The 24,988-nt window shown below is 72.5% G+C and carries 21 protein-coding genes; 9 read left to right on the top strand and 12 right to left on the bottom strand.

Annotation, left to right across the window (positions count from 1 at the left end):
* The first annotated feature begins 41 nt into the window (after positions 1-41).
* Positions 42-1,448, top strand: a complete 1,407-nt coding sequence (locus tag ACH4FX_RS21770; RefSeq protein WP_398481303.1) for a PLP-dependent aminotransferase family protein — start codon at positions 42-44, stop codon at positions 1,446-1,448.
* Positions 1,445-2,581, top strand: coding sequence for a prephenate dehydrogenase (locus ACH4FX_RS21765; RefSeq protein WP_398481301.1), 1,137 nt, complete (start codon positions 1,445-1,447; stop codon positions 2,579-2,581). The genes ACH4FX_RS21770 and ACH4FX_RS21765 overlap by 4 nt, the downstream gene beginning before the upstream one ends.
* Positions 2,582-2,607: 26 nt before the next feature.
* On the opposite strand, the gene ACH4FX_RS21760 is transcribed toward ACH4FX_RS21765, so the two are convergent.
* The 5 genes from ACH4FX_RS21760 to ACH4FX_RS21740 all read right to left on the bottom strand — a co-directional run bounded on the left by ACH4FX_RS21760 (position 2,608) and on the right by ACH4FX_RS21740 (position 8,384).
* Positions 2,608-3,384, bottom strand: coding sequence for a GNAT family N-acetyltransferase (locus ACH4FX_RS21760; protein WP_398481299.1), 777 nt, complete (start codon positions 3,382-3,384; stop codon positions 2,608-2,610).
* A 10-nt stretch (positions 3,385-3,394) separates the two neighbouring features.
* Positions 3,395-4,381: an RNA polymerase subunit sigma-70 gene (locus tag ACH4FX_RS21755; RefSeq protein WP_398481297.1), complete on the bottom strand. Its 987-nt coding sequence runs from the start codon at positions 4,379-4,381 to the stop codon at positions 3,395-3,397.
* Between the two features lie 213 nt (positions 4,382-4,594).
* Entirely contained in the window at positions 4,595-5,545 is a 951-nt protein-coding gene (locus ACH4FX_RS21750; RefSeq protein WP_398481295.1) for a GNAT family N-acetyltransferase, read from the bottom strand.
* A 136-nt stretch (positions 5,546-5,681) separates the two neighbouring features.
* Positions 5,682-7,133 carry an amino acid permease gene (locus ACH4FX_RS21745; RefSeq protein WP_398481638.1) on the bottom strand — a complete coding sequence of 484 codons (1,452 nt, stop codon included), beginning with the start codon at positions 7,131-7,133 and terminating at the stop codon, positions 5,682-5,684.
* Between the two features lie 294 nt (positions 7,134-7,427).
* Positions 7,428-8,384, bottom strand: coding sequence for a hypothetical protein (locus ACH4FX_RS21740; RefSeq protein ID WP_398481294.1), 957 nt, complete (start codon positions 8,382-8,384; stop codon positions 7,428-7,430).
* A 510-nt stretch (positions 8,385-8,894) separates the two neighbouring features.
* Here ACH4FX_RS21740 and ACH4FX_RS21735 point away from each other — a divergent pair.
* The 3 genes from ACH4FX_RS21735 (at position 8,895) to ACH4FX_RS21725 (ending at position 13,049) form a co-directional block, all read left to right on the top strand.
* A complete protein-coding gene (locus ACH4FX_RS21735) occupies positions 8,895-10,967 on the top strand; it encodes a phosphocholine-specific phospholipase C (protein WP_398481292.1) in 2,073 nt (690 codons plus the stop codon).
* Positions 10,968-11,047: 80 nt separating this feature from the next.
* Positions 11,048-12,148, top strand: a complete 1,101-nt coding sequence (locus tag ACH4FX_RS21730) for an isoaspartyl peptidase/L-asparaginase family protein (protein ID WP_398481290.1) — start codon at positions 11,048-11,050, stop codon at positions 12,146-12,148.
* Between the two features lie 154 nt (positions 12,149-12,302).
* Entirely contained in the window at positions 12,303-13,049 is a 747-nt protein-coding gene (locus ACH4FX_RS21725; protein WP_398481288.1) for a lysophospholipid acyltransferase family protein, read from the top strand.
* 60 nt (positions 13,050-13,109) lie between these two features.
* On the opposite strand, the gene ACH4FX_RS21720 is transcribed toward ACH4FX_RS21725, so the two are convergent.
* Positions 13,110-15,140 carry a M6 family metalloprotease domain-containing protein gene (locus ACH4FX_RS21720; RefSeq protein ID WP_398481286.1) on the bottom strand — a complete coding sequence of 677 codons (2,031 nt, stop codon included), beginning with the start codon at positions 15,138-15,140 and terminating at the stop codon, positions 13,110-13,112.
* Positions 15,141-15,297: 157 nt separating this feature from the next.
* Between ACH4FX_RS21720 and ACH4FX_RS21715 the strand changes: the two genes are divergently transcribed.
* Positions 15,298-16,689, top strand: a complete 1,392-nt coding sequence (locus tag ACH4FX_RS21715; protein WP_398481285.1) for a tetratricopeptide repeat protein — start codon at positions 15,298-15,300, stop codon at positions 16,687-16,689.
* 213 nt (positions 16,690-16,902) lie between these two features.
* Positions 16,903-17,649 (top strand): thioesterase II family protein, encoded by a 747-nt coding sequence (locus ACH4FX_RS21710; RefSeq protein WP_398481283.1) that lies wholly within the window; start codon positions 16,903-16,905, stop codon positions 17,647-17,649.
* A 20-nt stretch (positions 17,650-17,669) separates the two neighbouring features.
* Here ACH4FX_RS21710 and ACH4FX_RS21705 read toward each other — a convergent pair whose 3' ends face one another.
* Positions 17,670-18,110 (bottom strand): hypothetical protein, encoded by a 441-nt coding sequence (locus ACH4FX_RS21705; RefSeq protein WP_398481281.1) that lies wholly within the window; start codon positions 18,108-18,110, stop codon positions 17,670-17,672.
* Positions 18,111-18,291: 181 nt separating this feature from the next.
* Between ACH4FX_RS21705 and ACH4FX_RS21700 the strand changes: the two genes are divergently transcribed.
* Both ACH4FX_RS21700 and ACH4FX_RS21695 read left to right on the top strand, forming a co-directional pair.
* On the top strand, positions 18,292-19,551 hold the full coding sequence (locus ACH4FX_RS21700; protein ID WP_398481279.1) for a sensor histidine kinase: 1,260 nt from the start codon (positions 18,292-18,294) through the stop codon (positions 19,549-19,551).
* Positions 19,536-20,183 (top strand): response regulator, encoded by a 648-nt coding sequence (locus ACH4FX_RS21695; RefSeq protein ID WP_398481277.1) that lies wholly within the window; start codon positions 19,536-19,538, stop codon positions 20,181-20,183. Before ACH4FX_RS21700 ends, ACH4FX_RS21695 begins: the two co-directional genes overlap by 16 nt.
* Here ACH4FX_RS21695 and ACH4FX_RS21690 read toward each other — a convergent pair.
* From ACH4FX_RS21690 to ACH4FX_RS21670, 5 genes are all read right to left on the bottom strand, one after another.
* Entirely contained in the window at positions 20,165-21,391 is a 1,227-nt protein-coding gene (locus tag ACH4FX_RS21690) for a cytochrome P450 (protein WP_398481276.1), read from the bottom strand. The genes ACH4FX_RS21695 and ACH4FX_RS21690 overlap by 19 nt on opposite strands.
* Positions 21,392-21,399: 8 nt before the next feature.
* A complete protein-coding gene (locus tag ACH4FX_RS21685) occupies positions 21,400-22,644 on the bottom strand; it encodes an MAB_1171c family putative transporter (protein ID WP_398481274.1) in 1,245 nt (414 codons plus the stop codon).
* A 2-nt stretch (positions 22,645-22,646) separates the two neighbouring features.
* Complete coding sequence (locus ACH4FX_RS21680) at positions 22,647-23,177, bottom strand: hypothetical protein (protein ID WP_398481272.1); 531 nt, start codon at positions 23,175-23,177, stop codon at positions 22,647-22,649.
* 194 nt (positions 23,178-23,371) lie between these two features.
* Positions 23,372-23,875 carry a helix-turn-helix domain-containing protein gene (locus ACH4FX_RS21675; RefSeq protein ID WP_398481271.1) on the bottom strand — a complete coding sequence of 168 codons (504 nt, stop codon included), beginning with the start codon at positions 23,873-23,875 and terminating at the stop codon, positions 23,372-23,374.
* Positions 23,876-24,172: 297 nt separating this feature from the next.
* On the bottom strand, positions 24,173-24,988 hold an 816-nt coding region (locus ACH4FX_RS21670; RefSeq protein WP_398481269.1), incomplete at its 5' end, for an Ig-like domain-containing protein.

Here is a 24,988-nt window from a genome sequence, read left to right as displayed (position 1 = left end):
GACCGGCGCGCCGACCCCTTCCTGACTGACAGAAGGCAGCCATGGAAATCATGCAACCGGAAATCGCCGCCGCCGAGCTGAATACCGCATCGCTGCACGCCTCGCTGGCCGATGCCGCGATGGAGTCCATGAATCTTCTGAATCAGATCGCGGACACATATCCGGAAGCGATCTCTTTCGCGGCCGGGCGGCCGTACGAAGGATTTTATGACGCATCCCAGGTGCACCAATACCTCCAGGTCTTCTGCGACCACCTGGGCACCGAGCGCCGGATGACGGAAGCGGAAATCGCGCGGACCCTGTTCCAGTACGGCGAGACCAAGGGGATCATCGCCGGGCTGATCGCACGGGGCCTGGCGGTGGACGAGGGCATCGAGGCCGTGGACGGGTCCGTGGTCGTCACGGTCGGCTGCCAGGAGGCGATGTTCCTCGTCCTGCGCGCGCTGCGCGCCGACAGCCGGGACGCGGTGCTCGCGCCCCGGCCCACGTACGTCGGCCTGACCGGCGCCGCGCTCCTCGCCGACATGCCCGTCCTGCCCGTGCGCACCGGCGAGCACGGCATCGACCTCGACGACCTGGTCACCCAGCTGCGCCGCGCGCGGGCGGCGGGCCGCCGGGTGCGCGCCTGCTACGTGACGCCCGACTTCGCCAACCCGGTCGGCGCGAGCATGGAACTCGCCGACCGGCACCGCCTGCTGGAGATCGCCGAGCGCGAGAACCTCCTGCTGCTGGAGGACAACGCGTACGGCGTCTTCCACACGTCCGCCGAACGCCCGCCGACGCTGAAGTCCCTGGACCGCGGCCGCCGGGTCGTCTACCTGGGCTCGTTCGCCAAGACCGGTGTCCCCGGGGCCCGGGTCGGGTACGTGGTGGCCGACCAGCGGGTGACCGGCGGCGCCCAGGGCGACGGAATGCTCGCCGACGAACTCTCGAAGATCAAGAGCATGCTCACCGTCAACACCTCGCCGATCGCGCAGGCGGTCATCGGCGGCAAGCTGCTCAGCCACGGGTGCAGCATGGTCGAGGCGAACCGCCGCGAGACGGCCGTGTACCGGCGCAACCTCGACCAGGTGCTCGCGGGCCTGGCCCGGCGCTTCGCCGACTGCCCCGGCGTCACCTGGAACGAGCCGACCGGCGGCTTCTTCGTGGTGCTCAGCGTGCCGTTCACGGTCACCGACGACTTCCTGGAGTACGCGGCCCGCCGGCACGGCGTGCTGTTCACCCCGATGCACCACTTCTACGGCGCGTCCGCGCAGTGCCGCGAGCTCCGGCTGTCCATCAGCACCCTGACGCCGGAACGGATCGAGAAGGGCCTCGACCGGCTCGCCGCGCTCATCACCGAACGGCTCCGCGCCAACGGCGGCGCGGCCCACCAGGAGGGTGCGGCGGACGGGGCCGCCACCCCGCCCGCCGCACCGGCCGGGCCGCGTCCGGGCGGTGCCCGGTGATCCGCACCCTGGCCGTCGTCGGCACCGGACTGATCGGCACCTCGCTCGCGCTGGCCGCGGCCCGGCAGGGCGTCACGGTGCACCTCCAGGACCGCGACGAGGCCGCCGCGCGGACCGCCGCGGCCCTGGGCGCCGGAACGGCGGGACCGCCGCCCGAACCGGTCGACCTGGCCGTGATCGCGGTCCCGCCCAGCCAGGTCGCCGCCGTACTCGCCCAGCAGCAGGCGCGCGGGCTGGCCAGCACCTACACCGACGTGGCCAGCGTGAAACACGAACCGGAACGGGCGGTCCTGGCCGGGGCGCCCGACCCGACGCGCTACATCGGCGGCCATCCGCTGGCCGGCCGCGAGCGGTCCGGCCCCCTCGCGGCCCGTGTGGACCTCTTCCAGGACCGCGCCTGGGTGCTCACCCCGTCCCGGCTGACCTCGCGCACGGCGCTCGACCGCGCGCTCTCCCTGATCGGGCTCTGCGGAGCCGTACCGCTGGTGATGCAGAGCAAGGCACACGACGACGCGGTGGCGCTGACCTCCCACGTACCGCACGTGGTGGCCAGCCTGATGGCGGCCCGGCTGCGCAGCGGCCCGCCGCAGGCGCCGCGGCTGGCCGGCCAGGGACTGCGCGACGTGACCCGGATCGCCGGCGGCGACTCCCGGCTCTGGAGCGACATCCTCCAGGCCAACGCCGGGGCCGTCGCGGGCGTCCTCACCGACCTCCAGACCGACCTCGCCGAACTCCTCGCCGCCCTGCACGACCTGGCCGGGCCGCCCGGCCGGCGCAGCGCGCAGAGCCTGCGGACCGTCGTGGACCTGCTCGACCGGGGCATCGCCGGGCTGGACGAGATGTCCGCCGGCCACCCGGGCCACCCGTCGCGCTCCGCGTCCGTACGCGTCCGGATCGCCGACCGCCCCGGGGAGCTGTCCCGGCTGCTGCGCGCCACCGCGGAGCTGGGCGTCGGACCCGAGGACGCCGAGGTGCGCCCCGGCGCCGAGCCGTGCGACGACCTGACGGTCCGGCTGGCGGTGCCCGCCGCCGTGGCCGGTCCGCTGCTCGCCCGGATCACCGCCGAGGGCTGGGACGCGGAGGACGGCGGCCACGCGGCGCACGCGGCGGGCGCGCCGTCGGCGTCCGCATGAGCACCGCCCGCCCCTCTTCCCGCCGTCTACGGTTCGTACACGAACGGCTGTGTGGTCGCCACACAGGTGAACCCGTGCTTGACCAGCGTCGGCTCGGACGTCGGCAGCGCGTCGACGCACGCATGGGCGCGCCCGCGGGCGCACGCCTCCCGCAGCCGCGCCGCGACCAGCGCGGTGAACAGCCCCCGCTTCCGGTACGCCGGTCTGGTCCGCCCGCCGGCCAGCTCGGCGAGGACGCCGCCCGGCCGGAAGTGCACCCGCCCGCACGCCGCGGGCACGCCGTCCACGTAGGCCACGTGCACACTCATCGCGCCGGGCGCGTCCCGCAGCATCCGGCCCAACTGCCGCCGCTCCGCAGCGACATCGCGGCGGCCCAGGTCGCGGGAGATCTCGGCAACGTCGTCCAGCCCCCGGGCATCGCGGACATGGCGTATCTCGTACGCCCCGTCCCCGGGAGCGGCTGCGAACGCCGCCACCTTGCTCCCGCTCAGCGGCAGCATCAGCACCTTCTCCACGTCACCGGGCGCGAAGCCGGCGGCACGCAGCCGATCAGCCATACCGGCCGGGACATCATGGCCGTAGAGCTTCCACTCCAGTCCGTAGCCGCGCGCACGAGCACGGCCGGCCTCCGCGCGGATGACCGCGTCGGCGTTCTCCGCCGTGCACCGCGCGTACACGATCCGGCACTCCGTCCCGTCCGGCGAGGTCTCCCGGACGACTGCGCCGTGCGGGGCGGGCGTCCCGGACGCCCGGCGCTCCTCGTCGAGGCGTGCGAGCAGGCCGGTGGGGTCACTTGTGTTCATCCGAGCGTCCTCACAGGGCAAGGGGCAGACCCACGGCCGGAAAGAGGCCGGGGGCGAATACGGTGATCTCGGTGATGTGCCCGCCCTCGATACGGAGGACTTCCAGGCCGTGGGCACGGTGCACGTGTTCGCCCGGCCTGCGGGCGTAGTGGGCGACGGCGGGCTGGCGGTTCATCCGGGTGGGCAGGTGGCGGCAGTCCGGTGGGTCGGGACGGCGAGTGGTCCTGGCGCCCTCGCGCAGTACGGTGGCGAGCGCGGCGGCGTCCCCCTGCGCCAACGCGTCGGCGTACAACCGGAGTACGGCGTCCTCACCGCGAGCCGGGACCGCCGGTGTGTCCGGGACCGCCGGTGTGTCCGGGCCGCCCGGTGTCTTCGGGGCCGCCGTATCTTCCGGGTCCGTCGGCTCATGGGTGCCCGGCAGCCGTTTCCTGACGGCCGGCCGGGCCCGTTGCAGTGCGCTGTTCACCGCCGCGACGCTGACCCCCAGCGCTGCGGCCGTCTCCCGCGCCGGCCACCCCAGGACCTCCCGCAGGACGAACACGGCCCGCTGCCGGGGCGGAATCAGTTGCAACGCCACCACGAACGCCAGTGAGACCGTCTCCTCGGCCACCACCTCGTCCGATCCCGTCTCCTGCGCGCAGACCTGTTCCAGCAGCGTGTCGGGGCACGGCTGGAGCCAGGGGAGCGCGGTCGCCGGAACCGGACCGTTGCCGCGGACCTCCCGGGGCAACGGGGCGCGCGGGGCGGCGGCCAGGTGATCCAGGCACGCGTGCGTCGCGATGCGGTACAGCCAGGTGCGGAACGCCGCGTGCCCGGCGAAGGTCTCCCGCTCCCGCCACGCCCGGGACAGCGTCTCGGTCACCAACTCACCGGACTCCTCGAACGATCCGAGCAGCCGGTAGCAGTGCACGTGCAGCTCCGGCCGGTACCGCGCCACCAGCCGCGCGAACGCCGCCGCGTCGTCGTCGCCCGCTCCGCCCACCCCGCCCTCACCCATCGCAACCTCCTGAACCCCACCCGTCACACACGTCACACCCTTCAGTAGCGAGGGTACTGACGTTGGGTAACTCCTCACCAATTCGGCGGACTTGAGTCCCGGGAACGGGTGTGCTGCTTCTCCCCAGGCGGTTCGGTGTCTCCGTGGCTTCGCGCTCGGTGCGGGCGAGGCCGCCGAGGCCCGGCGGCCATCGGGCCCGTGCGGCCCCGCCCGTCAGCCCAGTTCGAGACTGGTCACGGCGTAACCGCGTTCGGGGCGGACCGGGGCGACGGGGCCCGTGTACATGCGCATCGTGTGGGAGTCGGGCGCCAGACCGCGGGAGAGGGCCAGGGACCTCGCGCTGTGGTGCGGGTCGGGGATGTCGAGATGCACCTCGTCCTGTGGCCCGAGGTGCGACGTGAGGGCGTCGAAGACCGCCTCGGCACCACGCGAGGTGTCGGCGAACAGCGGCCCGACGCGGTATCCGTCCCGGGCCGGCCGGATGACCCCGTAACCGGCCACCCGCCCGTCCCGTACCTGTGCGTACGCGTGATGTCCCGCGGCCGTCAGCCAGCGCGCGAGGAACGGGCGCCGGTCGGCCGGGAAGCACTGCCGGTCGTAGGCGGCGATCTCGTCGAGGCGGTCGGCGGTGACGGGCACGACCGGCGCCGCCGGCGTGCCGGGGCGCACGGGGCGGCCCCGGTAGCGGGTGGTCCGGTACGCGGTGCTGAAACCGGAGCGCCGGTATGTGTCCTCCTGGGCCGGGACCGCGTCCAGGCCGATCGTCCGGTCCCCGGCGTGCGGCACGGCGGCGCGCCAGGTGGCCAGCCCCAGCCCGCGGCCACGGAAGTCCGGGTGCACCAGGTAGTAGCCGAGGAACGCGTAGTCCGGGGAGTAGTCGACGACGGAGACCGACGAGACGAGCTGCCCGTCCAGGTGGCCGACGAAGAAGCCGTCCGGGTCGGTGGCGTGGAAGCAGTCCACGTCGCCGAGGCCCGGGTTCCAGTTCTCGGCGGCGGCCCACTCGGCCACCCGGCGCCACTCGTCGGAGGTGGCGGGCCGGACGGTGAATCCGGCCGGGACGTCCGGCCCGGCCGTGAGCGTCGCGGCCGGGGCGCCGGTGGTGGCGTCGGTGGCGGCCTCGGTGGAGGTGTGCGGGCGCGGGAACTCGCCGGGGGAGGTCATACCTGGTGCACGTCCTTGGCTGTCGGGCCCCGCCGCCGTGCGGGACGGCGGGGCGAAGCGGTCGTCGGCCGGCCGTCCCGGGGCCCGGGACGGCCGGCCTGGTGGGTTCTCGCGGCCGTACGGCGGTGGCGGGCCGTCAGATCAGGTCCATCGCGGCCACCTCGTCGGGCCGGCCGTAGCTGACCGGTCCCTGGAAGCGCCGCCGTGCGGTGGCGAACCACCACACCGTAGCGATGATCAGCACCACGCCCAGCGCGATCGGCGCGTAGTTGAACGATTCAGCGGTGATCGGCGACGCCTGCGGCAGCATGAACAGCACGCTGCTGATCAGGATCCAGACCACCGCGACCGCCGCGACCAGCTTGCCGTACCGCCCCAGGTTCCACGGCCCGGGCCGGAAGGTGTCCAGCCGCAGCCGCAGGAAGATCGGCACCGCGTAGGCGAGGAAGAGCCCGACGACGTTGATGCTGACGACGGCGGTGAACGCGGTGTGCGACCACCAGCCCGGGATGACGAGGACCAGCGAGCAGGCCGCCGCCAGCCAGACCGCCTTGACCGGCGTACGGGTGCGCGAGGAGACCGAGTGCCACCAGCGGGAGCCGGGCATCGCGCCGTCCCGCGAGAAGGCGAAGATCTGCCGGGTGTTGCTGGTCATGTTGGCCAGGCCGCAGAAGAGCATCGCGCCGATCACGATCAGCAGCAGGAACTTGGCGGTGCCCGCGCCGAGCGCGTCGATGAGGATCTGCACCGGCGGCGCCTCGGCGCTCGCCGCGCCCGCGTAGTCGCGGATCGCGAAGACCAGCGCGAGCATGAGGACCAGGCCGGCCACCGCGGAGTAGCCGATGGCCCGCATGATGCCCCTGGGCGCGTTGACGGTGGCCTGCACCGTCTCCTCGGACATGTGGAAGCTGCCGTCGAACCCGGTGAACGTCCAGCTGGTGACGAGCAGGCCGAGCAGGGCGCCGTACAGGCCGTTGCTGAACCCGGTGTTGTTGACGAAGTGCGTCACGAACGACGGCGACTGGTGGTGCGCGGGCAGCGCGATCAGCGCGCCGACGATGACCACCAGGCCGATCAGCAGCCACCAGACGGAGATCCGGTTCAGCACCGCGACCAGCTGCACCGTAAAGGTGTTGGCGAGCGCCTGGACCAGCAGGACCGCCGCGGTGATCAGGACCGCCCGCTGCGGGGTGGCCTCGTAGGACGGCCACTGCATGGCGATGAACGCCTGGATGAAGGTGGCCGCGGCGTAGCCGGTGGCGGCGGTGCCGCCGACCTGCCCGGCGAAGTTCAGCCAGCCCGTGTACCAGGACCAGGCGCCCCGGTGCCGCTTGGCCAGCTTCCCGGCGGAGAAGTACAGTGCGCCGCTGGTCGGGTAGGCGGAGGCGATCTCGGCCATCGAGGCGCCGACGAACAGCACCATCGCGGCCACGGCTATCCAGCCGAAGACCAGGATCACCGGCCCGCCGGCGTTCATTCCGAACCCGAAGGAGGAGAAGATCCCGGAAATGATGTTGATGATGGTGAAAGAGATCGCGAAATTGTCGAACGCGCGGAACCGCCGGGTCAGTTTCCGCGGATAGCCCATGGCGTGCAGCGTCGCGTCGTCGTCGAGGGTGACGGGCTCCGCGGCACGGCGGGATCTCGTACGGGCGGGGGACACGGGATCGGACACAACCGCAACCTTTCTGGTGGGGACAGGAAGACATCGGCGCGGAGCGTCGATACGCGGTGTCGGCACCTGTCTTCGGGGCGTGCCGGGACGCACGGAGGCGGCCGCCGGCAGGCCGGGGGAGGGACGTGTGACATCGGTGGGGAAGGGGGTACGGAGAGCACCGGCCCGCCGGGCGGGCGGCGGAACGCGGAACCGGGGAGCGGCGGGTCAGGAGGCATCGGGCACCGGGAGGCCGCACGCGCGTCTCGCCTTGTTCAGCTGCTCCTCCGGGTCGCCGAAGACACTCCACGGCATACGGGAGGCGTACGGGCCCATGGCCGTGAAGACCGCCCGCGCCTCGAAGGAGCACTGCGCCATGTGCAGCGCGTGCGCCAGGTAGGCCAGGTCCAGCACCGGCGTGAAACGGTAACCGGCGACGTGCGGCAGCCAGTTGCGGTAGATGCCCAGGGCCGTGGCCTTCCACTGCGGCTGCTCCCAGGTGCGTTCCGCCAGGAGCGAGTCCGGGTTGTAGCCGTCGACCAGGGCCACCAGGGGCAGCAGCCGCAGGGGGGAGGAGACCGGCGCGCGCTGGCTGAGGAACGCGGCGACGTCCCAGGCGGCGTTCGCCTCGCCGCCGTAGCGCGGGAAGAAGAACGACAGGAAGCGGTGGTGGCCCTCACGGTTCCAGGGGTCGAGCCGCAGGATGTGGGAGAAGAGGGTCCAAGGGCCGGGCGGCGCGGTCAGCAGCCCTTGCGGAGCGGGGTCGCGCGGCTGTTGCAGACGCGCCAGGGTCAGGCGGGCCGCCCACGGTGTGGGGTCGTCGGGAGCCGCTTCGGCCGCCCGGTCGCAGGCGGCCACCGCGATACGGCCCAGGGCCTCGGCCCGCCGGTCACCGCCGTCGGCCGCGCGGACCGCCCGCAGGACCGCCACCCGCGCCCACACCAGGGCCGCTTCCGGCTCCGGCTGCTCGGCCAGCCAGCGCTCCGCCAGGTCCGAGTCGGCCGCTTCCGAGGCCAGCACCAGGGAGCGGTGGGCCCGTACGCCGTGGTCCCCGCGCGCCTCCCGCAGGATTTCGCGCGCGCTGAAGTAGCGGCCCGCCCGTATGTCCACGCATGCCCGCGCGAGCTGGAGGTCGTCGGCTGCCGGATGCCACACGTACTGTCCCTCGAATAACCCAGCGGTCATGTCCCCTGCCGCTCCTGCCGTTCTGCCGGTGAGGTCGGCCACCGGCGCATTTTCAGCCATGCCGAAATCGACCGGTACGCCCTGTTCCCCCAGTTCCACCGGCAGTGCCACACCCTACTCAGCGGCTGGTCCGTTCGAAACTGGTGATCGGAATTACCTGATTCCGCTTCGGTGTCCTGCGTGACATTGGCGGTGAAATCGGTCCATCGTGCGGCGTCGGAAAATGGGCGGTATGCAATTGGCATATGCCAGAGCGCAGGAGGGGGTGCTGCCCGGCGGTGTTTCGACCGGACGCGTCGTCAACCGGCCGGCTGCGAAGGGGGCGGGGTGATATGGGCAGTGGCGGCCCGGTATGTCCGGCGCCGATCGGACCGGAGGACCGGATTCCGGGTGTTCACGTCCCGTCTTGCGACCTTTCACCCCGGTGTCACGACGTCTTCCCACGGCCTCGTTCCTCTTGGAACACTCCAGACGCGCCCGTTGTCTCCCACCCAAGGGGTCATTTCAGCCATGCCCGAACTCAACCGGCGGCGGTTCCTGCAACTCTCCGGCGGGGCCGCCGCGTTCTCCGTGCTGTCCGAGAGCATCGCCCGCGCCGCGGCGATCCCCGCGCACCGCCGCACCGGCAGCATCGAGGACGTCGAGCACATCGTCGTGCTGATGCAGGAGAACCGCTCCTTCGACCACTACTTCGGCACCTTGCGCGGCGTACGGGGCTTCGGCGACCCGCGGCCGGTGACGCTGCCCAGCGGCAAACCGGTCTGGCACCAGACGGACGGCAAGGGCAAGGAGGTCCTGCCGTTCCGGCCGCAGGTCGCGGACGACGACCTCGGCCTGACCTTCATCGAGGACTTGAACCACGACTGGGCCGGCAGCCACCGGGCGTTCGACAACGGCCGCTACGACCAGTGGATCCCCGCCAAGACGGCCACGACGATGGCGCACCTCGCCCGCAAGGACATCCCGTTCCACTTCGCGCTGGCCGACGCGTTCACCGTCTGCGACGCGTACCACTGCTCCTTCATCGGCTCCACCGACCCGAACCGCTACTACCTGTGGAGCGGCTACACGGGCAACGACGGCAAGGGCGTCGGCGACCCCAGCGGCCCGGTCCTGGGCAACGACGAGAAGGGCTACAGCTGGACGACGTATCCGGAGCGGCTGGAGGCCGGGGGCGTCTCCTGGAAGATCTACCAGGACATCGGCGACGGCCTGGACGCGGCAGGCCACTGGGGCTGGACCAAGGACCCTTACCGCGGCAACTACGGCGACAACTCCCTGCTGTACTTCAACAGCTTCCGCAACGCCAAGCCCGGAAACCCGCTGTACGAGAAGGCCCGCCGGGGCTCGGACGTGAAGGGCGGCGGCCGGCTCCTCGACGACCTGCGGGCCGACGTGAAGAACGGCAGGCTGCCGAAGATCTCCTGGATCGCCTGCCCCGAGGCGTACACCGAGCACCCGAGCTGGCCCGCCAACTACGGCGCCTGGTACATCGCCAAGGTGCTGGACGTGCTGACCTCCGACCCGGCGGTGTGGAGCCGGACCGCGCTGTTCATCACGTACGACGAGAACGACGGCTTCTTCGACCATGTCGTCCCGCCGTACCCGCCGGCCGACGCGCACCAGGGCCTGTCCACCGTCTCCACCGAAGGGGAGCACTACCAGGGCGGCGGCGGTTACCAGGCCGGGCCGTACGGGCTCGGCCAGCGGGTGCCGATGCTCGTCGTCTCCCCCTGGAGTACCGGCGGGTACGTGTGCTCGGAGACCTTCGACCACACCTCGGTCATCCGCTTCATGGAGCGCCGCTTCGGCGTGTCCGAGCCGCACATCTCACCGTGGCGGCGCACCGTCTGCGGCGACCTGACCTCGGCCTTCGACTTCAGCCGGACCGGGCGGCCGGGCCCGCTGCCGGACACCGGCGGGTACGCGCCGACGCAACCCAGGCCTGCCGACTTCCACCCCGTGCCGCCGGCGCGGGGCAGCCTGCCCCGGCAGGAGCGCGGCTCGCGCCCCACCCGGCCGCTGCGTTACGCGCCGTACGTGGACGGCGCCGCCGACGTCGCGGCCGGGAAGTTCCGGCTGACCTTCAGCGGCGGTGCCGCCGCCGGCGCGCAGTTCCACGTCACGGCGCCGAACCGCGGCGACGGCCCGTGGACGTACACCACCGAGCGGGGCAAGTCGGTCTCGGACAGCTGGAACACGGTGTACTCGAAGGGCACGTACGACCTCTCGGTGTTCGGGCCGAACGGATTCCTGCGGACCTTCCGGGGGCCGGGCAGGACCGCGGGGCCCGAGGCGACCGCGCGGCACGACAAGGCCACCGGGAACCTGGTCCTGACGCTCACCAACGCCGGGGACGGCGCCCACACCCTCACGATCGGCAACGCGTACGACGGCGCGTCCCGCAAGCTCACCGTGCGGCCGGGGCAGCGGCTGACGCACACCGTCGACCTGCGGGCGAGCCGGCGGTGGTACGACGTGACCGTGGTCTGCGACGCGGACAAAACCTTTCTGCGCCGGTTCGCCGGGCATGTGGAGACCGGCGCCGAGGGCGTGAGCGATCCGGCGATCCGTACGGCCTGACGCGGCTGCCCGCCCCGGCCCGGGGCGGGCAGTCCTGCTCTTTCCAGGGGAATGACCTTCTCTTCCAAGGGAGTGAGTCCATGACCAGGAACTCGACACGGCGGCTGATGGGTGTGGGAGCCGGGGCGCTGTCGGTGGCCGCGCTGCTGGCGATCGTGCCCGGCAGCGCGGTCTCCGCGGGGCGCCCCGGCACGGCGGAGCCCGTTGCGGCGCAGGCCGCCAAGGGCGAGCCGCGGCCCGACGCCCGCCACGTCGTCCTCGCCGTGCACGGCGGCGCGGGCACCGCGCTGAAACGCGAGGACACCACTCCGGCCCAGGAGAAGGCGTACCGCGACGGGCTGGCCGAGGCGTTGCGCGCCGGGCAGAAGGTGCTGGGCAAGGGCGGCAGCAGTGTGGCGGCCGTGGAGGCCGCGGTGCGCAGGCTGGAGGACAACCCCTTGTTCAACGCGGGCAAGGGCGCGGTGTTCAACGAGGACGCGGGCCAGGAACTGGACGCCTCGATCATGCGCGGCTCGGACCTGGCAGCGGGCGCCGTGGCCGGGGTCCGCAACGTACGCAATCCCATCTCGGCGGCGCGTTTGGTGATGGAGAAGACCAAGCACGTGCTGCTGGCGGGTGAGGGCGCCGACGACTTCGCGGCCCGCAGCGGCCTGCCGACCGTGACCCAGGACTACTACTGGACCGAGAAGCGCTGGCGGGAACTGCTCAAGGCCAAGGGCCGGATCGAGGGTTCCGGCGAGACGCTGACCCAGGGCACGGTGGGCGCGGTGGCCGTGGACGGGAAACGGGACCTGGCGGCGGCGACCTCCACCGGCGGGCTGACGAACAAGATGGCCGGCCGGGTCGGCGACTCGCCCGTCGTCGGGGCGGGCACCTATGCCAAGAACAGCACGGTCGCGGCCAGCGCCACCGGGGCGGGCGAGGTGTTCCTGCGGGGCGCCGCCACCGTCACCCTCTCGAACCTGATCGAGTTCGGCGGGCGGGACCTGGCCCGCGCCGCGTACGAGGTGCTGGTCGAGCGGCTGCCGAAGCTGGGCGGCACGGGCGGCGTGATCGCGCTGAACGCCGACGGCGTGTTCGACGCCCCGCACAGCAGCGAAGGCATGCTGCACGGCTACCTGACCGAGGACGGGCGCGTCGTCACCAAGATCTTCGCCGACGAGACACCGGCGAACCGATGACCGGGGACCGCCGGGGGCGCGCCCGGCATGGCGTGATCCGGTGCCTGCGGCCGCCCCGCTGACGATGGCTCAATAGGCCCTCTCCCTCCCGCCCCAGGAGCGGCACTACCGTCCCCCGACGCGGGGGGATCACTCTGGGGAGGGGATCAGTTACATGTTCTATTACTTGTTCAAATCCATCGTCCTCGTGCCGCTGCTGCGGTGCCTGTTCCGCCCCCGCGTCGAGGGGGCGGAGCACCTGCCGGAAACGGGCGCGGCCGTCATCGCCGGCAACCATCTCTCCTTCTGCGACAGCTTCCTGATGCCGGCGACGGTCAAGCGTCGGATCACGTTCCTGTGCAAGCAGGAGTACTTCACCGGCCGGGGCGTCAAAGGACGGCTGACGGCGGCCTTCTTCCGGGGCTGCGGGCAGATCCCGGTGGACCGCTCGGGGCGGGGCGCCGGGCAGGCCGCCGTCGAGGCGGGGCTCCGGGTGCTCGGCCGCGGTGAACTCCTCGGCATCTACCCGGAGGGCACCCGTTCGCACGACGGCCGGATGTACAAGGGCCGGACCGGCGTGGCGGAGATGGCGCTGCGGTCCGGCGCGCCGGTGATCCCGTGCGCGATGATCGGGACGTTCGAGGCCCAGCCGGCCGGCCGCCGGCTGCCCCGCGTCGTCCCGATCACCATCCGCTTCGGCGAGCCGCTGGACTTCTCCCGCTACGCCGGACTGGCCGACCAGCGGCTGGTGCTGCGGGCCGTCACGGACGAGATCATGTACGCCATCCTGAAGCTGTCCGGGCAGGAGTACGTCGACACGTACGCGACCGAGGCCAAGGCCAGGGCCGGGTACCCGGGCGGGACCGGGGCCGGGCCGGGACTCGCGGCGCGGCCGGGCGCACCGGCGGTACGCGCCGGCTGACCGGTCCCCGCCGGCCTCCGTGCCGCTCACCCCGGTGAGCGGCACGGCCCGTACCCCCGGTCAGCGACCGAGCGTGCAGGTGGCCTGTACGGACTTGCGCGGATCGCTCTCGGAGCGGGCCTTCAGGACGACCCGGCCGTGCCGGGCGGCACCCGGCTCCGCCGCGACCGCCACCGGCACGCTCACCGTGCTCCCGGATTCCGCGGTGGCCAGCCGGTTCGGCAGCCAGGCGGACCAGCCGCGCCCGGCGGCGGTGGCCGTCAGCCGGTACACGTCCGAGTCCAGGTGCGCGCCGCCGCTCCCCGGCCGTCCGGTGTTGGCCAGCGGGAAGGCGCACACGGCCCGGCCCTTGGCGGGCGTGCCGTACGCCGTGCCGTGCCGCAGCTTCACGCCGCGGCGCTGCGGGCCCGCGCCGTCCAGGGAGCGGACGGCGACGGTGTAGCTGAGCACGCCCTTCTTGTCCCGCTGGATGTCCAGGACGTAGAAGTGCAGCCGGTTGGCCCGGTCGATGTACTCGTACTGGCTGCCGGAGTCCGCGCCCGCGTGGAACAGCGCGTCGCTGAGCTGCCGGTAGTCACCCATGGTGATCATCTGCGGGGTGCCGTCCGGGCGCCGGAAGTCCACCATGCGGATGTCCTCCGGGTGGGCGTCGACCACCCAGGCGAACGGCGCCCGGTCCTCGTTCTTGGTCTTGCTGAGCAGGACCCCGTGGTCCGGGGTGAAGGAGTCCATGCCCATCCGGTCGACGACCTCGACGGTGTAGTTGTCGTAGCCGCCGCCGTCGCACAGCGGATCGGTGCTGACGGAGCAGGGCGGCGCCAGGTCACGGCCCATCGTGATGTTGACGCCGGACAGGCCCCCGGCGCCGGGCGGCGCGGAGCGGGCGGTGACCCGGGCGACCGCGACCCCGGTCGTCTTCAGCGCGTCCCGGTCCAGGCGCAGGACGTTCTTCTCGTCGACGATGCCGAGCTTGAGCTTGTCCCGCAGGACGTGCTGCGAGCCCATCGACGCGCCGTCGGCGGCCGGTATCCGCCAGCGGGTGTGCGGGCCGCCCGGGCCGTTGAAGGAGCCGCGCGAGAGCATGCTCCAGATGCCGGTGTAGGCGCGGCGCAGCGGGGTGCCGTACGGGTTGTTGTAGTTGTCCGCGATGCCCAGGATGTGGCTGAGCTCGTGGGCGTACACAGCCATGCCGGAGCTCTCGGCCTGGGTGGAGGAGCCGGTCTCGGCGTTCGGCCAGATGCGGGCGGCGGCCTTCCAGGAGGTCCACGGCACGTAGCGGGTGCGGGCCGCGTTGCCGCCGCCCTGGACGGGGGAGGGCGGCCCGAACGCCGCCGGCACGTCCTGCGGCGAGGCGAACTTCATCTGCCCGAACTCCTGCCAGGCGGCGGACTCGTCCTGCCCGGCGGTGAGGTAGAAGACGAAGTCGTACTTCCTGGTCTCCGCGCTGCCGACGTCGGCGACCCAGGCGGCCTTGCCGTCGGTGCGGATGTTCTTGCCGCAGCTGTCGCCCACGGGGCAGGCGCCGGGGTTCATCGACGGCTCGATGCCGTACTGGTACGACTTGAACGGCATCCGGTAGACGCCGAACGCGGTCAGCTCGACGCCGAGCCGGCCGCCGGAGTCCTCCATCCAGTACTCGTTGATGGTGTGGCCGTGGTTGAGCTTGCCCGGCTTGTTGAGGAAGTCCCGGTAGAACGCGGGCACCTGCGCGCGCGGGATGTCGTGGGCGCTCGGCTGCGGGTTGCCGAAGACGGTCGAGCCGGCCGGCTTGCTGACGCTGAACTCCTCGTCCGGGTAGTCCAGCAGGACGAGTGCGCCCTTGAACGTGCGCCGGGTGGGCTCGACGGCGGGGTCGGCCCAGTTCGTGCCGGGGACCGAACGGTACTCGGCCCAGGTCATGTCGTCGGGATTGCGCCAGTTCTGCGGGTCGATGGGCCGTACGAGCGGGGGCCGGGCCGCGGGCGCGGCCTCGGGCGCCGCCCGGGCGGGCCCGGCGGCGACGGCCGCCGGCACACCGAGGAGGAGGGCGAGAACACCCAGCCTGCCGGCCCTGCCGCGGTATGCCCGGGCCGGTCTGTGGGGAAGGAACACAGCGCACCTCTTGTCTGTGGTCTCAAGTCCAGGACATGACAAGGTGATCGAACAGAATTCCTACCCCTGACAAGGTAAGGCGGGGGACGGAACGGCGCCAGAGTGTCGGGAGGAGCCGATGATGCCGCGAACGGTGAGCGACCGGCACGGTCACGCGATGTCCCGGACCGGTGCGGAAGCCGTGTCCCACTACGAGGACGCGCTGCACGCCCTGCTCTTCTTCCGCGGCGAGGTCGCCGACGCCTCGCAGGCCCTCCTGGAGGCCGCGCCCGAGTCCGTCATGGGCAACGTCCTCGCGGCCTACCTCGGCCTGATCGGCACGGAGGCGAAGGACGCCACCGCCGCCGGCGAAGCCTTCGCGCGCTTCACGGACGGCGTCCGCCCCGAGGAACTGACGCCGCGTGAGCGGATGCACGTCGCCGCCGCGACCTCCTGGCTGAACGGGGACATCCACCGGGCCGGCCAGGTCCTCGGCGAACTGACCGTCGTCCATCCGCGCGACGAACTCGCGCTGGCCGTCGGCCACCAGATCGACTTCTTCACCGGCGACGCCGCCCGGCTGCGCGACCGCGTCGGCGGCGCGCTGACCGCCTGGCCCGAGGACGACCCGCACTACGGCCACCTCCTGGGCATGTACGCCTTCGGTCTGGAGGAGTCGGGGCACTACACCCGGGCGGAGGAGGCCGGCCTGGCCGCCGTCGAACACCACCCCCGCGACGTGTGGGGCATCCACGCGGTCGTGCACACGTACGAGATGCAGGGCCGGTTCGCGCAGGGCATCCGCTTCCTGGACGCCCGCACCGACGACTGGGGCTCCGGCAACTACCTCAACGTCCACAACTGGTGGCACTACTGCCTCTACGCCCTCGAAGCCGGTGACACCGGCCGGGCGCTCGACATCTACGACGCCGTGCTGCACAACGAGGAATCGGCGGGGCTCGCGATGGAACTGCTGGACGCGGCGGCCCTGCTGTGGCGGCTGCTGCTGGCCGACCGCGCCACCGGCGACCGCTGGGCGCGCCTCGCCGACGCCTGGGCGGCCCGCCAGGACCCGCCGTACTACGCCTTCAACGACGTGCACGCGGTCATGGCGTACGTCGGCGCGGGCCGCATCGCCGACGCCGAACGCCTCGTGGCGGAGCGGGAGGCATGGCTCGGCCGCGCGCGGCCCGAACTGTCCAACCACGCCATGACCGCCGAGACCGGCCTGCCCGTCTGCCGCGCCCTGATCGCCTACGGGCGAAAGGATTACGCGGCAGCCGTCGACCTGCTCGCACCCGTCCGCTACCGCCTGAACACTTTCGGCGGCAGCCACGCCCAGCGGGACGCCGTACAGAAGACGCTGCTGGAGGCCGCGCTCCGGGCCGGACGCGCGGAGACGGCCCGCACCCTGCTCAGCGAGCGCATCAACCTGCGCCCGGTCTGCCCGTACAACTGGCTGGCCCAGGCGCGCCTGGCCGACCGGCTCGGCGAAACCGCCAAGGCGGCTGCCGCCCGGACCCGGGCCGCCGAGCAGGCGGCGCAAGGGGCCGCGGCGCTGTCCCGCTGAGGGAGCCGGTCACCGGAGGCCGGTGACGGGGTACGGCCGGATCCGGCCGACCTGATCCAATCTCAGCTTGATCGATTTCCTGCTGGCCCGACGGGCCCGGACCGGTCATCCTTGACCCGTCCACCGGTCCGCCCGGACACGGTCCGGCGGCCCGTGGACGCGCAGCCCGACCAGCGGCCCGACCAGCGGCCCATGAGCACAGGAGCACGGAACATGACGGGGAAGAACGCCTGGATACGGGACGTACGCCGGGGGCCGCGGCCCGCCGCCCACCTCATCTTCTTCCCGCACGCCGGGGGATCCGCCTCGTACTACCGGCCGTTCGCCGCCCACCTCGGTGAGCGGCTCGACGTGTCGGCGATCCAGTACCCGGGGCGCCAGGACCGGTGGAACGACCCCTTCGTCCCCTCCGTGGAGGGCCTCGCCGACGAGGTGGCCGGCTGCCTGAACCCGCACGACCCCACCCCGCTGGTGCTCTTCGGGCACAGCATGGGCGCGTCCATCGCCTTCGAGGTCGCCAGGCGGCTGGCGGACCTCGGACGGCCGGCGGACCGCAGGCTGGTCGTGTCCGGGCGCCGCGCCCCCTCGATGTTCCGGGACGAGGCGCCCCTGCACCAGGGCACCGACGCCGAACTCCTCGCCGAGGTCGCCCGCCTGGACGGCACCGCCGGGCAGCTCCTGGACGACCCGGACATCGTGCGGCTGATCCTCCCGGCGATCCGCAACGACTACCGCGTGGTCGAGACGTACCGGCCCCCCGCCGACGCCGTGCTCGACATCCCGCTGCTGTGCCTCACCGGCGACGCGGACCCCCGGGTGACCCGGGAGGAGGCGGCTGCCTGGAAGACCCACACCGCGGCCGAGTACCGCGAGGAGACCTTCCCCGGCGGCCACTTCTACCTCGCCGAGCACGCTGCCGCGGTGTTCCGTGTGGTGGAGGACTTCGCGCTGGGGGAGTGAGCGGGACCGGCCCGGAAGGATCAGCGCCCTGCGCGGAAGGCCGCACGCGGCCCCGATCCGTTGACGATGCAGGCCGCCGCGCCGATGGCCACGGCGCAGACGGCCTGCATCGCGATGAACCAGCCCGGAAGCGCACCCGGGATCGAGTCGATGGCGACGATCGCGACCGGCATGACGGCCGAGAGGACGCGTATCCGCCGGTAGGCCCAGCGCGCGCCGCGTGCGGCGAGCACCGTGAACCAGTAGGCGACCCCGGCGCTTGCGAGCACGCCCGCCGACCGGCCCCACATGAACGGCGTCACCTCGTGTCCCGTGCCGGCGAGCACGGCGACCGTGAGGAGGACAACGGCGCTCAGCGCGCCGTAGGCCGCGACGAGGATCTTGGCCCGGCCGAAGTCCCGTCGGGGGCCCGGCCGGTCGGTGGGGACGGCCTCGGTCGTGGTGCGGATGGTGGTGTCCATGGTTTCGCTGCTCCCTTGTGTTCTCTGGCGTGATGTCGAAATTAGGGAGCGGCGAGGCCGCGCGGTATCCGTCCAGACGTACGCAAGAGTGGGTCCAGACCCACTTCGGAGCAGGCCCGGCGGGTGCCAGACTCCGTTCGGTGCGCAGTGAACGCACCTGGTCGGAGCAGAAGGAAGAGCCATGCAGAAGGTGGTGTCGTGGGCGGCGAGCGCCTGCGGGGGATTCGTACGGGCCTGCGCGGTGACGGTGGTCAGCATGCTGGTCCCGGCCGTGTGGGCCGGTGCCGTGGCGTGGGGGATCGGGTGGGGAGCGCAGAATCCGTGGTCCTGGGTGGGGCCGCTGGTGCTGGTGTGCGTGGGCACGCTCGCGCTGTCCCGCCCGGTCTGCCGGACGGTCCGCCACCTCGTCGCGCGGTGGACGGCCACCGTCGTGCCCGCCGGGTACCGGCAGGCCGCGCCGCCGGTACAGATGTCCACCGGCTTCTGGTGGAACGGCTCCTCCTACGAGCGCACCCGCCGGGACGCCCTTCTGGACCAGCGGTGGCGGAACCGGTGGAGCGACCCCGCGACCTGGCGTGACCTGCGGTTCGTGGCCATCGTGCCGTTCACCGCGGGGGTGGTGGCGGCCGTCCCGCCGGCCGGGGTCGCGGTGGCGGTCCTCGGGCTCGGCCAGCCGGCACTGCCCGGGCGCCTGGCCGGAGCGCTCGGCCTGGTCCTGGCGGTCGCCACCGCCCCGTACGCCTGGCGGCCCGTCGAGCCGGTGGCCGTACGCTTCCTGCGCCCGTCGCCCGCGATGGCGCTGGCGGACCGGGTGGACGAACTGACCGCCCAGCGCGCGGACACCACGGTCGCGCAGGCCGCCGAGATCCGGCGGATCGAACGGGACCTGCACGACGGGGCGCAGGCCCGGCTGGTCGGGCTCGGACTCTCCCTGGCGACGGCGGAGAAGCTGATGGAGACCGACCCCGACCGGGCCAAGGCGCTGATGCGGGAAGCGCGGGCCGGTGCCGCCGCGTCCCTGACCGAGCTGCGCGACCTGGTCAGGGGCATCAACCCGCCGGTGCTGAACGAGCGCGGACTCGCCGACGCCGTGCGCGCCTTCGCCCTGGACAGCCCGCTCGAAACGACGGTCAGCGCCGATGTGCCGTCGCGCCTGGACCCGCCGGTCGAGTCCGCCGTGTACTTCGGCGTCGCCGAACTGACGGCCAACGCGGTCAAGCACGCCGGAGCGACCCAGGCGCGGATCTCCCTCACGTGGGACGGCACCGGCATCGTCGCCGAGGTCGAGGACGACGGCTGCGGCGGGGCCGCCGTGCGGCCCGGCGGCGGACTTGAGGGGCTGCGCCGCCGCCTCGCGGTCTTCGACGGCACCCTGGAAATCACCAGCCCGGCCGGCGGCCCGACCCGGGTGAGGATGATGGTGCCATGCGTATCGTTGTAGCCGAAGACCTCTACCTCCTGCGTGACGGGATGGTCCGCCTCATCGAGGCGTACGGGCACGAGGTGGTGGCGACGGCGGCCACCGGACCCGAGACGCTCGACGCGCTGCTGAAGTGGCGGCCGGACGTCTCCGTCGTGGACGTCCGTATGCCGCCGGACCAGTCGGACGAGGGGCTGCGCGCGGCGCTCGCCGCCCGCGCGGAGGTGCCCGGACTGCCGGTCCTGATCCTCTCCCAGCACGTCGAGCAGCTGTACGCCCGCGAACTGCTGGCCGACGGCGCGGGCGGGATCGGCTACTTCCTCAAGGAGAGCGTGTTCGACGGCGACCAGTTCATCGACGCGCTGGAACGCGTCGCCGGCGGCGGGACCGCCATGGACCCGGCCGTCATCGCCAAACTGCTGTCCAGCGGCTCCTCGAACCGGCGGCTCGGCGGGCTCACCGAACGGGAACACGCGGTGCTCGCCCTGATGGCGGAGGGGCTGTCCAACCAGGCCATCGGGCAGCGGCTCTTCCTCAGCGACAGCGCCATCAGCAAGTACACGACGTCCCTGTTCGGCAAACTCGGCATCACCGACGACGAGTCCGGCAACCGCCGGGTCCTCGCCGTCCTCGCCTACCTGAACAACTCCTGAGCGGACCAGGTCACCGGAAGGCGGACCGGGCCGCGCATCAGGCGGGTGTGGCGCCACCGGACGTCGGCGGGCGGGACGGCCAGGCGCAGGCCCGGGAATCGGGTGAGCAGCGCCTGGAAGGCGATCCGGGCTTCGAGGCGGGCCAGCGGGGCGCCCAGGCAGTGGTGCGGACCGTGCCCGAAGGAGAGGTGGCCGGCACGGCGCGCGGGGTCGAGGGTGTCGGGGTCGGTGAAGCGGGCGGGGTCGCGGTTGGCGGCGCCCGGCGAGACCAGCACGACGTCGCCCGCCGCGATCTCGGCGCCGCCGAGGGCGAGCGGTTCGGCGGCGTACCGGAACGTGGCCGTGGTGATCGGGGAGTCGTACCGGAGGAACTCCTCCACGGCGTCCGGGATGAGCGCGGGGTCCTGCCGCAGACGGGTACGGAGCGCGTCGTCCCCAAGGAGGGCGAGCGCGCCGTTGCCGATCAGGTTGGTGGTCGTCTCGTGACCGGCGACGACCAGCAGGACGGCCAGCGAGACCAGTTCGAACTCGCTGAGCCGGTCGCCCTCGTCGCGCGCGGCGATCAGCTCGGTGAGCAGGTCGCGGTCCGTGCGGGTGCCGCCGTCCGTCCCGGTGGCACCCTCGGCCCGCTTCTTCGCGATCAGCTCCGTCATGTAGTCGCTGATGGCGTGGGAGGCCGCGTCGATGGTGTCCGGGGCACCGGCCGCGAAGAGGTCGTTGGACCAGCGGCGCAGTGCGGGGCGGTCCTCACGGGGGACGCCGAGCAGGTCGCCGATGACCTCGATGGGCAGCGGGACGGCGAAGTCCTCGACGAGGTCGGCGCTCTCGCCGCGCGCGGCCATCCCGTCCAGCAGGCCGTCGGCGAGGGCGGCCACGCGGGGCTCCAGGCGGGCCACCGCCGCCGGGGTGAACGCCTTGACGGCCAGCCGGCGCAGCCGGGTGTGGTCCGGCGGGTCGGTGGCCAGCATGGTGGCGCTGACGGCCGGCGCCAGATCGCGCTTGGACGGCTTGTCGGCGAAGTAGCGGGTGGTGTCCTTGGAGAGCCGGGGGTCCGCCAGCGCCGTGCGGGCCTCGGCCCAGCCGGTGACCAGCCAGGTCGCGCCGTGCGGCCCGGACCGTACCCGCTGGACGGGACCGCGTTCGCGCAGCGCGGCGAGCAGCGGGTACGGATCGCGGAAGAACTCCGGTGACTCCATGGGGTGGCTCACGTGTGACCTCAGATTCCTGCGGCGGGCCGGGACTCCGGCGCCGGAGCGGGACCGGCACCGGACGCGACGAAGGCGTGCGAGACCCTGCGCAGCCAGCGGGCCTCGTCGATCAGGTTGGTCAGTTCGGGACGGGTCAGCGTCGCGTCCTCGACACTGACCGGGTGCGCGGGCGTACGTCCGCTGCGCCGGGACTCCAGCGCCGCCGCCAGCACCGCCGCCTCGACCCCGGCGTCCAGTTCCCGCGCGTCGGCCCCGTCCGCCCGCAGCCGCTCCGCGGCGGCGCGGCTGACCTCGTCGCTGCGGTGCGGACGCAGCGCCAGCATGCCGTCCCGTATCTCGATCACCCGGCGGTAGAGCCGGAACTCGGGGTCGGGCGCCGCGTACAGGTGCTCGGTGGCGGTGAGCTGGATCTCCGGCACCGCCGCCGAGAGCGCGGCCCACAGCGGGTGCAGCCCGCGGTGCAGCTGCCACAGCCGGATGCGCCGCCAGGGCCAGGCCAGCGCCGGGCCGACGGCGGGCAGCAGGACGCCGATGACGAGCAGCAGGCTGCAGATCGCGGGCAGACCGACGCTGAAGGTGCAGGTCGCGGGCGTCACCAGCGAGGTGCACAGCTGCTCGGGCGGCAGCCAGGCGGCGTCGGTCCACAGCCCGACCACGTGGACGATCTTGTAGCCGATGTAGACCATGCCCAGCGCGCAGCCGCCGGCGATGACGCGCAGCCCGTACCGGAGGCTGGTGCGCGGCGCGTGCCGGGAGTAGCGCAGGGCCTGGCGCAGCAGGTCCACGATCGCGGCGCCGAGGTGCGCGGTGAACACCAGCACATAGACGTTCAGCAGCGGCTCGGTGCGCGGCAGTTCGCCGAAGGTGGGTGCGCCGGGGGCGTCGTCCACCGGCGAGGAGAAGAAGAGCACGGCCATCGCGACCAGGACGACGCCCAGCGAGACGAGCCGGCGGCGCGCTTTGCGGTCCGCGTCCGGCGGCTCCTCGTTGAAGCGCAGCAGCAGGATGGAGATGCAGGTGGCGGCGGCCAGCGTGCTGCAGTTGCCCAGCAGGCGGCCCAGTTTGGGCGTGACGACGCTCAGCGCGTCGCCGACGGCGGGCGTCAGGAACACCAGTGAGGCGCCCAGTCCGGTCAGGAAACCGCACAGGGCGCCCAGGCCGCGCGGCCGTGGCCGGCGCAGCAGCGGCCGCGCCTTGTAGGCGGCGGCCAGCAGCAGGACGGCCGCTATGGAGAGGAAGAGAACGTTGACCATCTTCAGTTCTGCCGTCGCTTGGGAGAGCCGAACACGTCGTCCATACGGCTGAGGACCTCGGCCTGCTGGGACGTCGCCGGACGGCGGGCGGGGGTGCGGTCGGCGCGCCGCAGGATCAGCGAGGCGATCATCTCGGCCTCCTGCTCGTCCTGGTCGCTGTAGTGGCTGCGGCCCAGGACGGATTCCACCGACCCGGGGTCGAGGTCGGGCACCAGGGTCTGCGCGACCTCACCGGAGAGCAGGTTGGAGTGGCCGCTGAGCATGTGGCCGACCTCGTGCAGCACGATGTGGTCGCGGTGCAGCGCGGTGGTGGCCGCGTCGTAGAAGACGTAGTCGGCCCGGCTGGTGGCGATCCACAGGCCGCAGGGCCCGGCGGGCGGGGTGACCTGCGGTTCCAGATGGATCGGGCGACCGCGTTGTCCGGCGAGCCGGTCCAGGAAGGCACCCAGCTCGAAGGGGCGCGGGATGTGCAGTTCCCGCAGCCGGTCCGAACAGTCGGCCACCACACGGTCCGGTCGCCGTGTGAACTTCATGGCGTGCTCTCCTTCGGCCTCGGCCATGAAAGGTACACGTGCCAGTCTCATGCAGCGCGGGATGGCCCCTCCCGGACGGGGTCGTGGACGGTTCCGCGGGCTGCCGCGGTCCCGGCCGGCCGGTTCCCCGGCCCGGAAGCGGGCGGGGGAGCGGCCGGGGACGGTGCGGAGCGTACGTCGGTCAGGGGCATGGCTCAGCGAGCGGTACGCCAGGTTTCTCCCGGATTGCCGGCCGGGTTGGCCGCCGTACCGCCGACGTCCGGCAGCCCTTCCAGCTTCCGTACCCGGTCGATCATCTCCAGCACGGCCGTACGGGACTCGGCGGACATGTCCATGAAGCGGGCGGCCATCGCGATGACCCCCGCGTCCTGCATCGCCTCCAGCAGTTCGGGCGCCTGCCCGGCCCGGTCGGCGGACGCGCCACCGGGGCCCGCGTCCTGCTGGTCGTGGAAGTGCGCGGCCGGCACGCCGAAGTACTCCGCAAGCGCTTCGATGTGGCGCTTGGTCGGATTGTCCCGCTTGCCCTTGCGCAGCTGCCAGATGTAGTTGCCGGAGATCACCTGCTCGCCGGCCCTGATGTTGATCTCGGTGGCGACATCGTTGGCGGACAGCGCTTTGCCCCGCTCACGACTTCTCTCCTGGAACAGCCGGTCCAGCTTTTCGGCCAGGCTGACCGGCCCGCGGTCCTCGTCCCCCATCGCGCCGCGCTCCCTTCAAGGCCAAACGTGAGACTTCCACTGTAGTGGTCCGGTCGGCGGGGCGGATCGGCACTCCCACCCCCGTGGGCTGGCACGCTCCGCCCGGAGCCTCTATTCTTCACACCTGAGTCAAAGACTCTGGTGTGAAGCGGGCGGACAGTTCGGACCGGCACGGGGGTGTGGTCCGAACACGTCCGCAACCACAGGTGGGGCTCGCCCCGCCTGACGGGGGAGCCCCACCTGCACGCTCGCACACTCAGGCGCCGACGCGCCCGGGCGGCACCGCCGCCGTGACGGTTACTTCACGGCGCTCCGCTGCTGCCACTGCTCCCAGCTCTCCTGCCAGACCTCCAGGCCGTTGCCCACATCGGTCTTCTTCGTGCTGGTGGTGTTCTTCACCTCGACCGTGGAGCCGATCGTCAGGAAGTCGTAGGCGCGCTTGGCGTCCGAGGTGGTCATACCGAAGCAGCCGTGGCTGTTGTTGACCACGCCGACCGACTTGTTCCAGGGCGCGGAGTGCAGGAAGGTGCCGGACGCGGTGAGATGCGTCACCCACTTCGAGTCCAGCATCCACTCGTTGCCGTGGCCGATGGTGGAGGAGTCCATCGTCTCGGCGGCGTTCTTGCTGCGTACGGTGTGCACGCCGCCGCGGGTCGGGTCCTGGGGCGAGCCCGCGGAGCCGCGGATCGTCCCGACGGCCTTGCCGTTCTCGTAGAGGGTCATGCTGTGCGACGGGACGTCGATGACGGCCTTGTGGTCCGGGCCGATGGTGAACCCGAAGTCGTAGTCGCGCGCGAACCAGCCGCCGGCCTTGCCGGAGTCGATCCCGCCCAGGCCGCCCTTGACGGACACCTTGGTGCCGGACGGCCAGTAGGTCTTGGGCCGCCAGTCGATCCGGTCCTTGCCCGACCAGTCCCTGACCCAGCCCCAGGCGCCCTCCACCTGCGGCTGCGTGGTGACCTTGAGCGCCTTCTGGATCTCGGCGCGCCGGTCCTTGGCGACCGGGTTGTCGAAGAGGATCGAGATCGGCATGCCGGTGCCGACGGTCTGCCCGTCGGACGGGGTGTTGGTGAGCTTGTTGACCTTGTCGGCCTTCGCGGTGGTGAAGGACGC

The organism is Streptomyces sp. NPDC018019, from assembly GCF_044327805.1.
Classification (GTDB): Bacteria; Actinomycetota; Actinomycetes; order Streptomycetales; family Streptomycetaceae; genus Streptomyces.
This window is presented reverse-complemented; position numbering and strand designations above follow the sequence as displayed.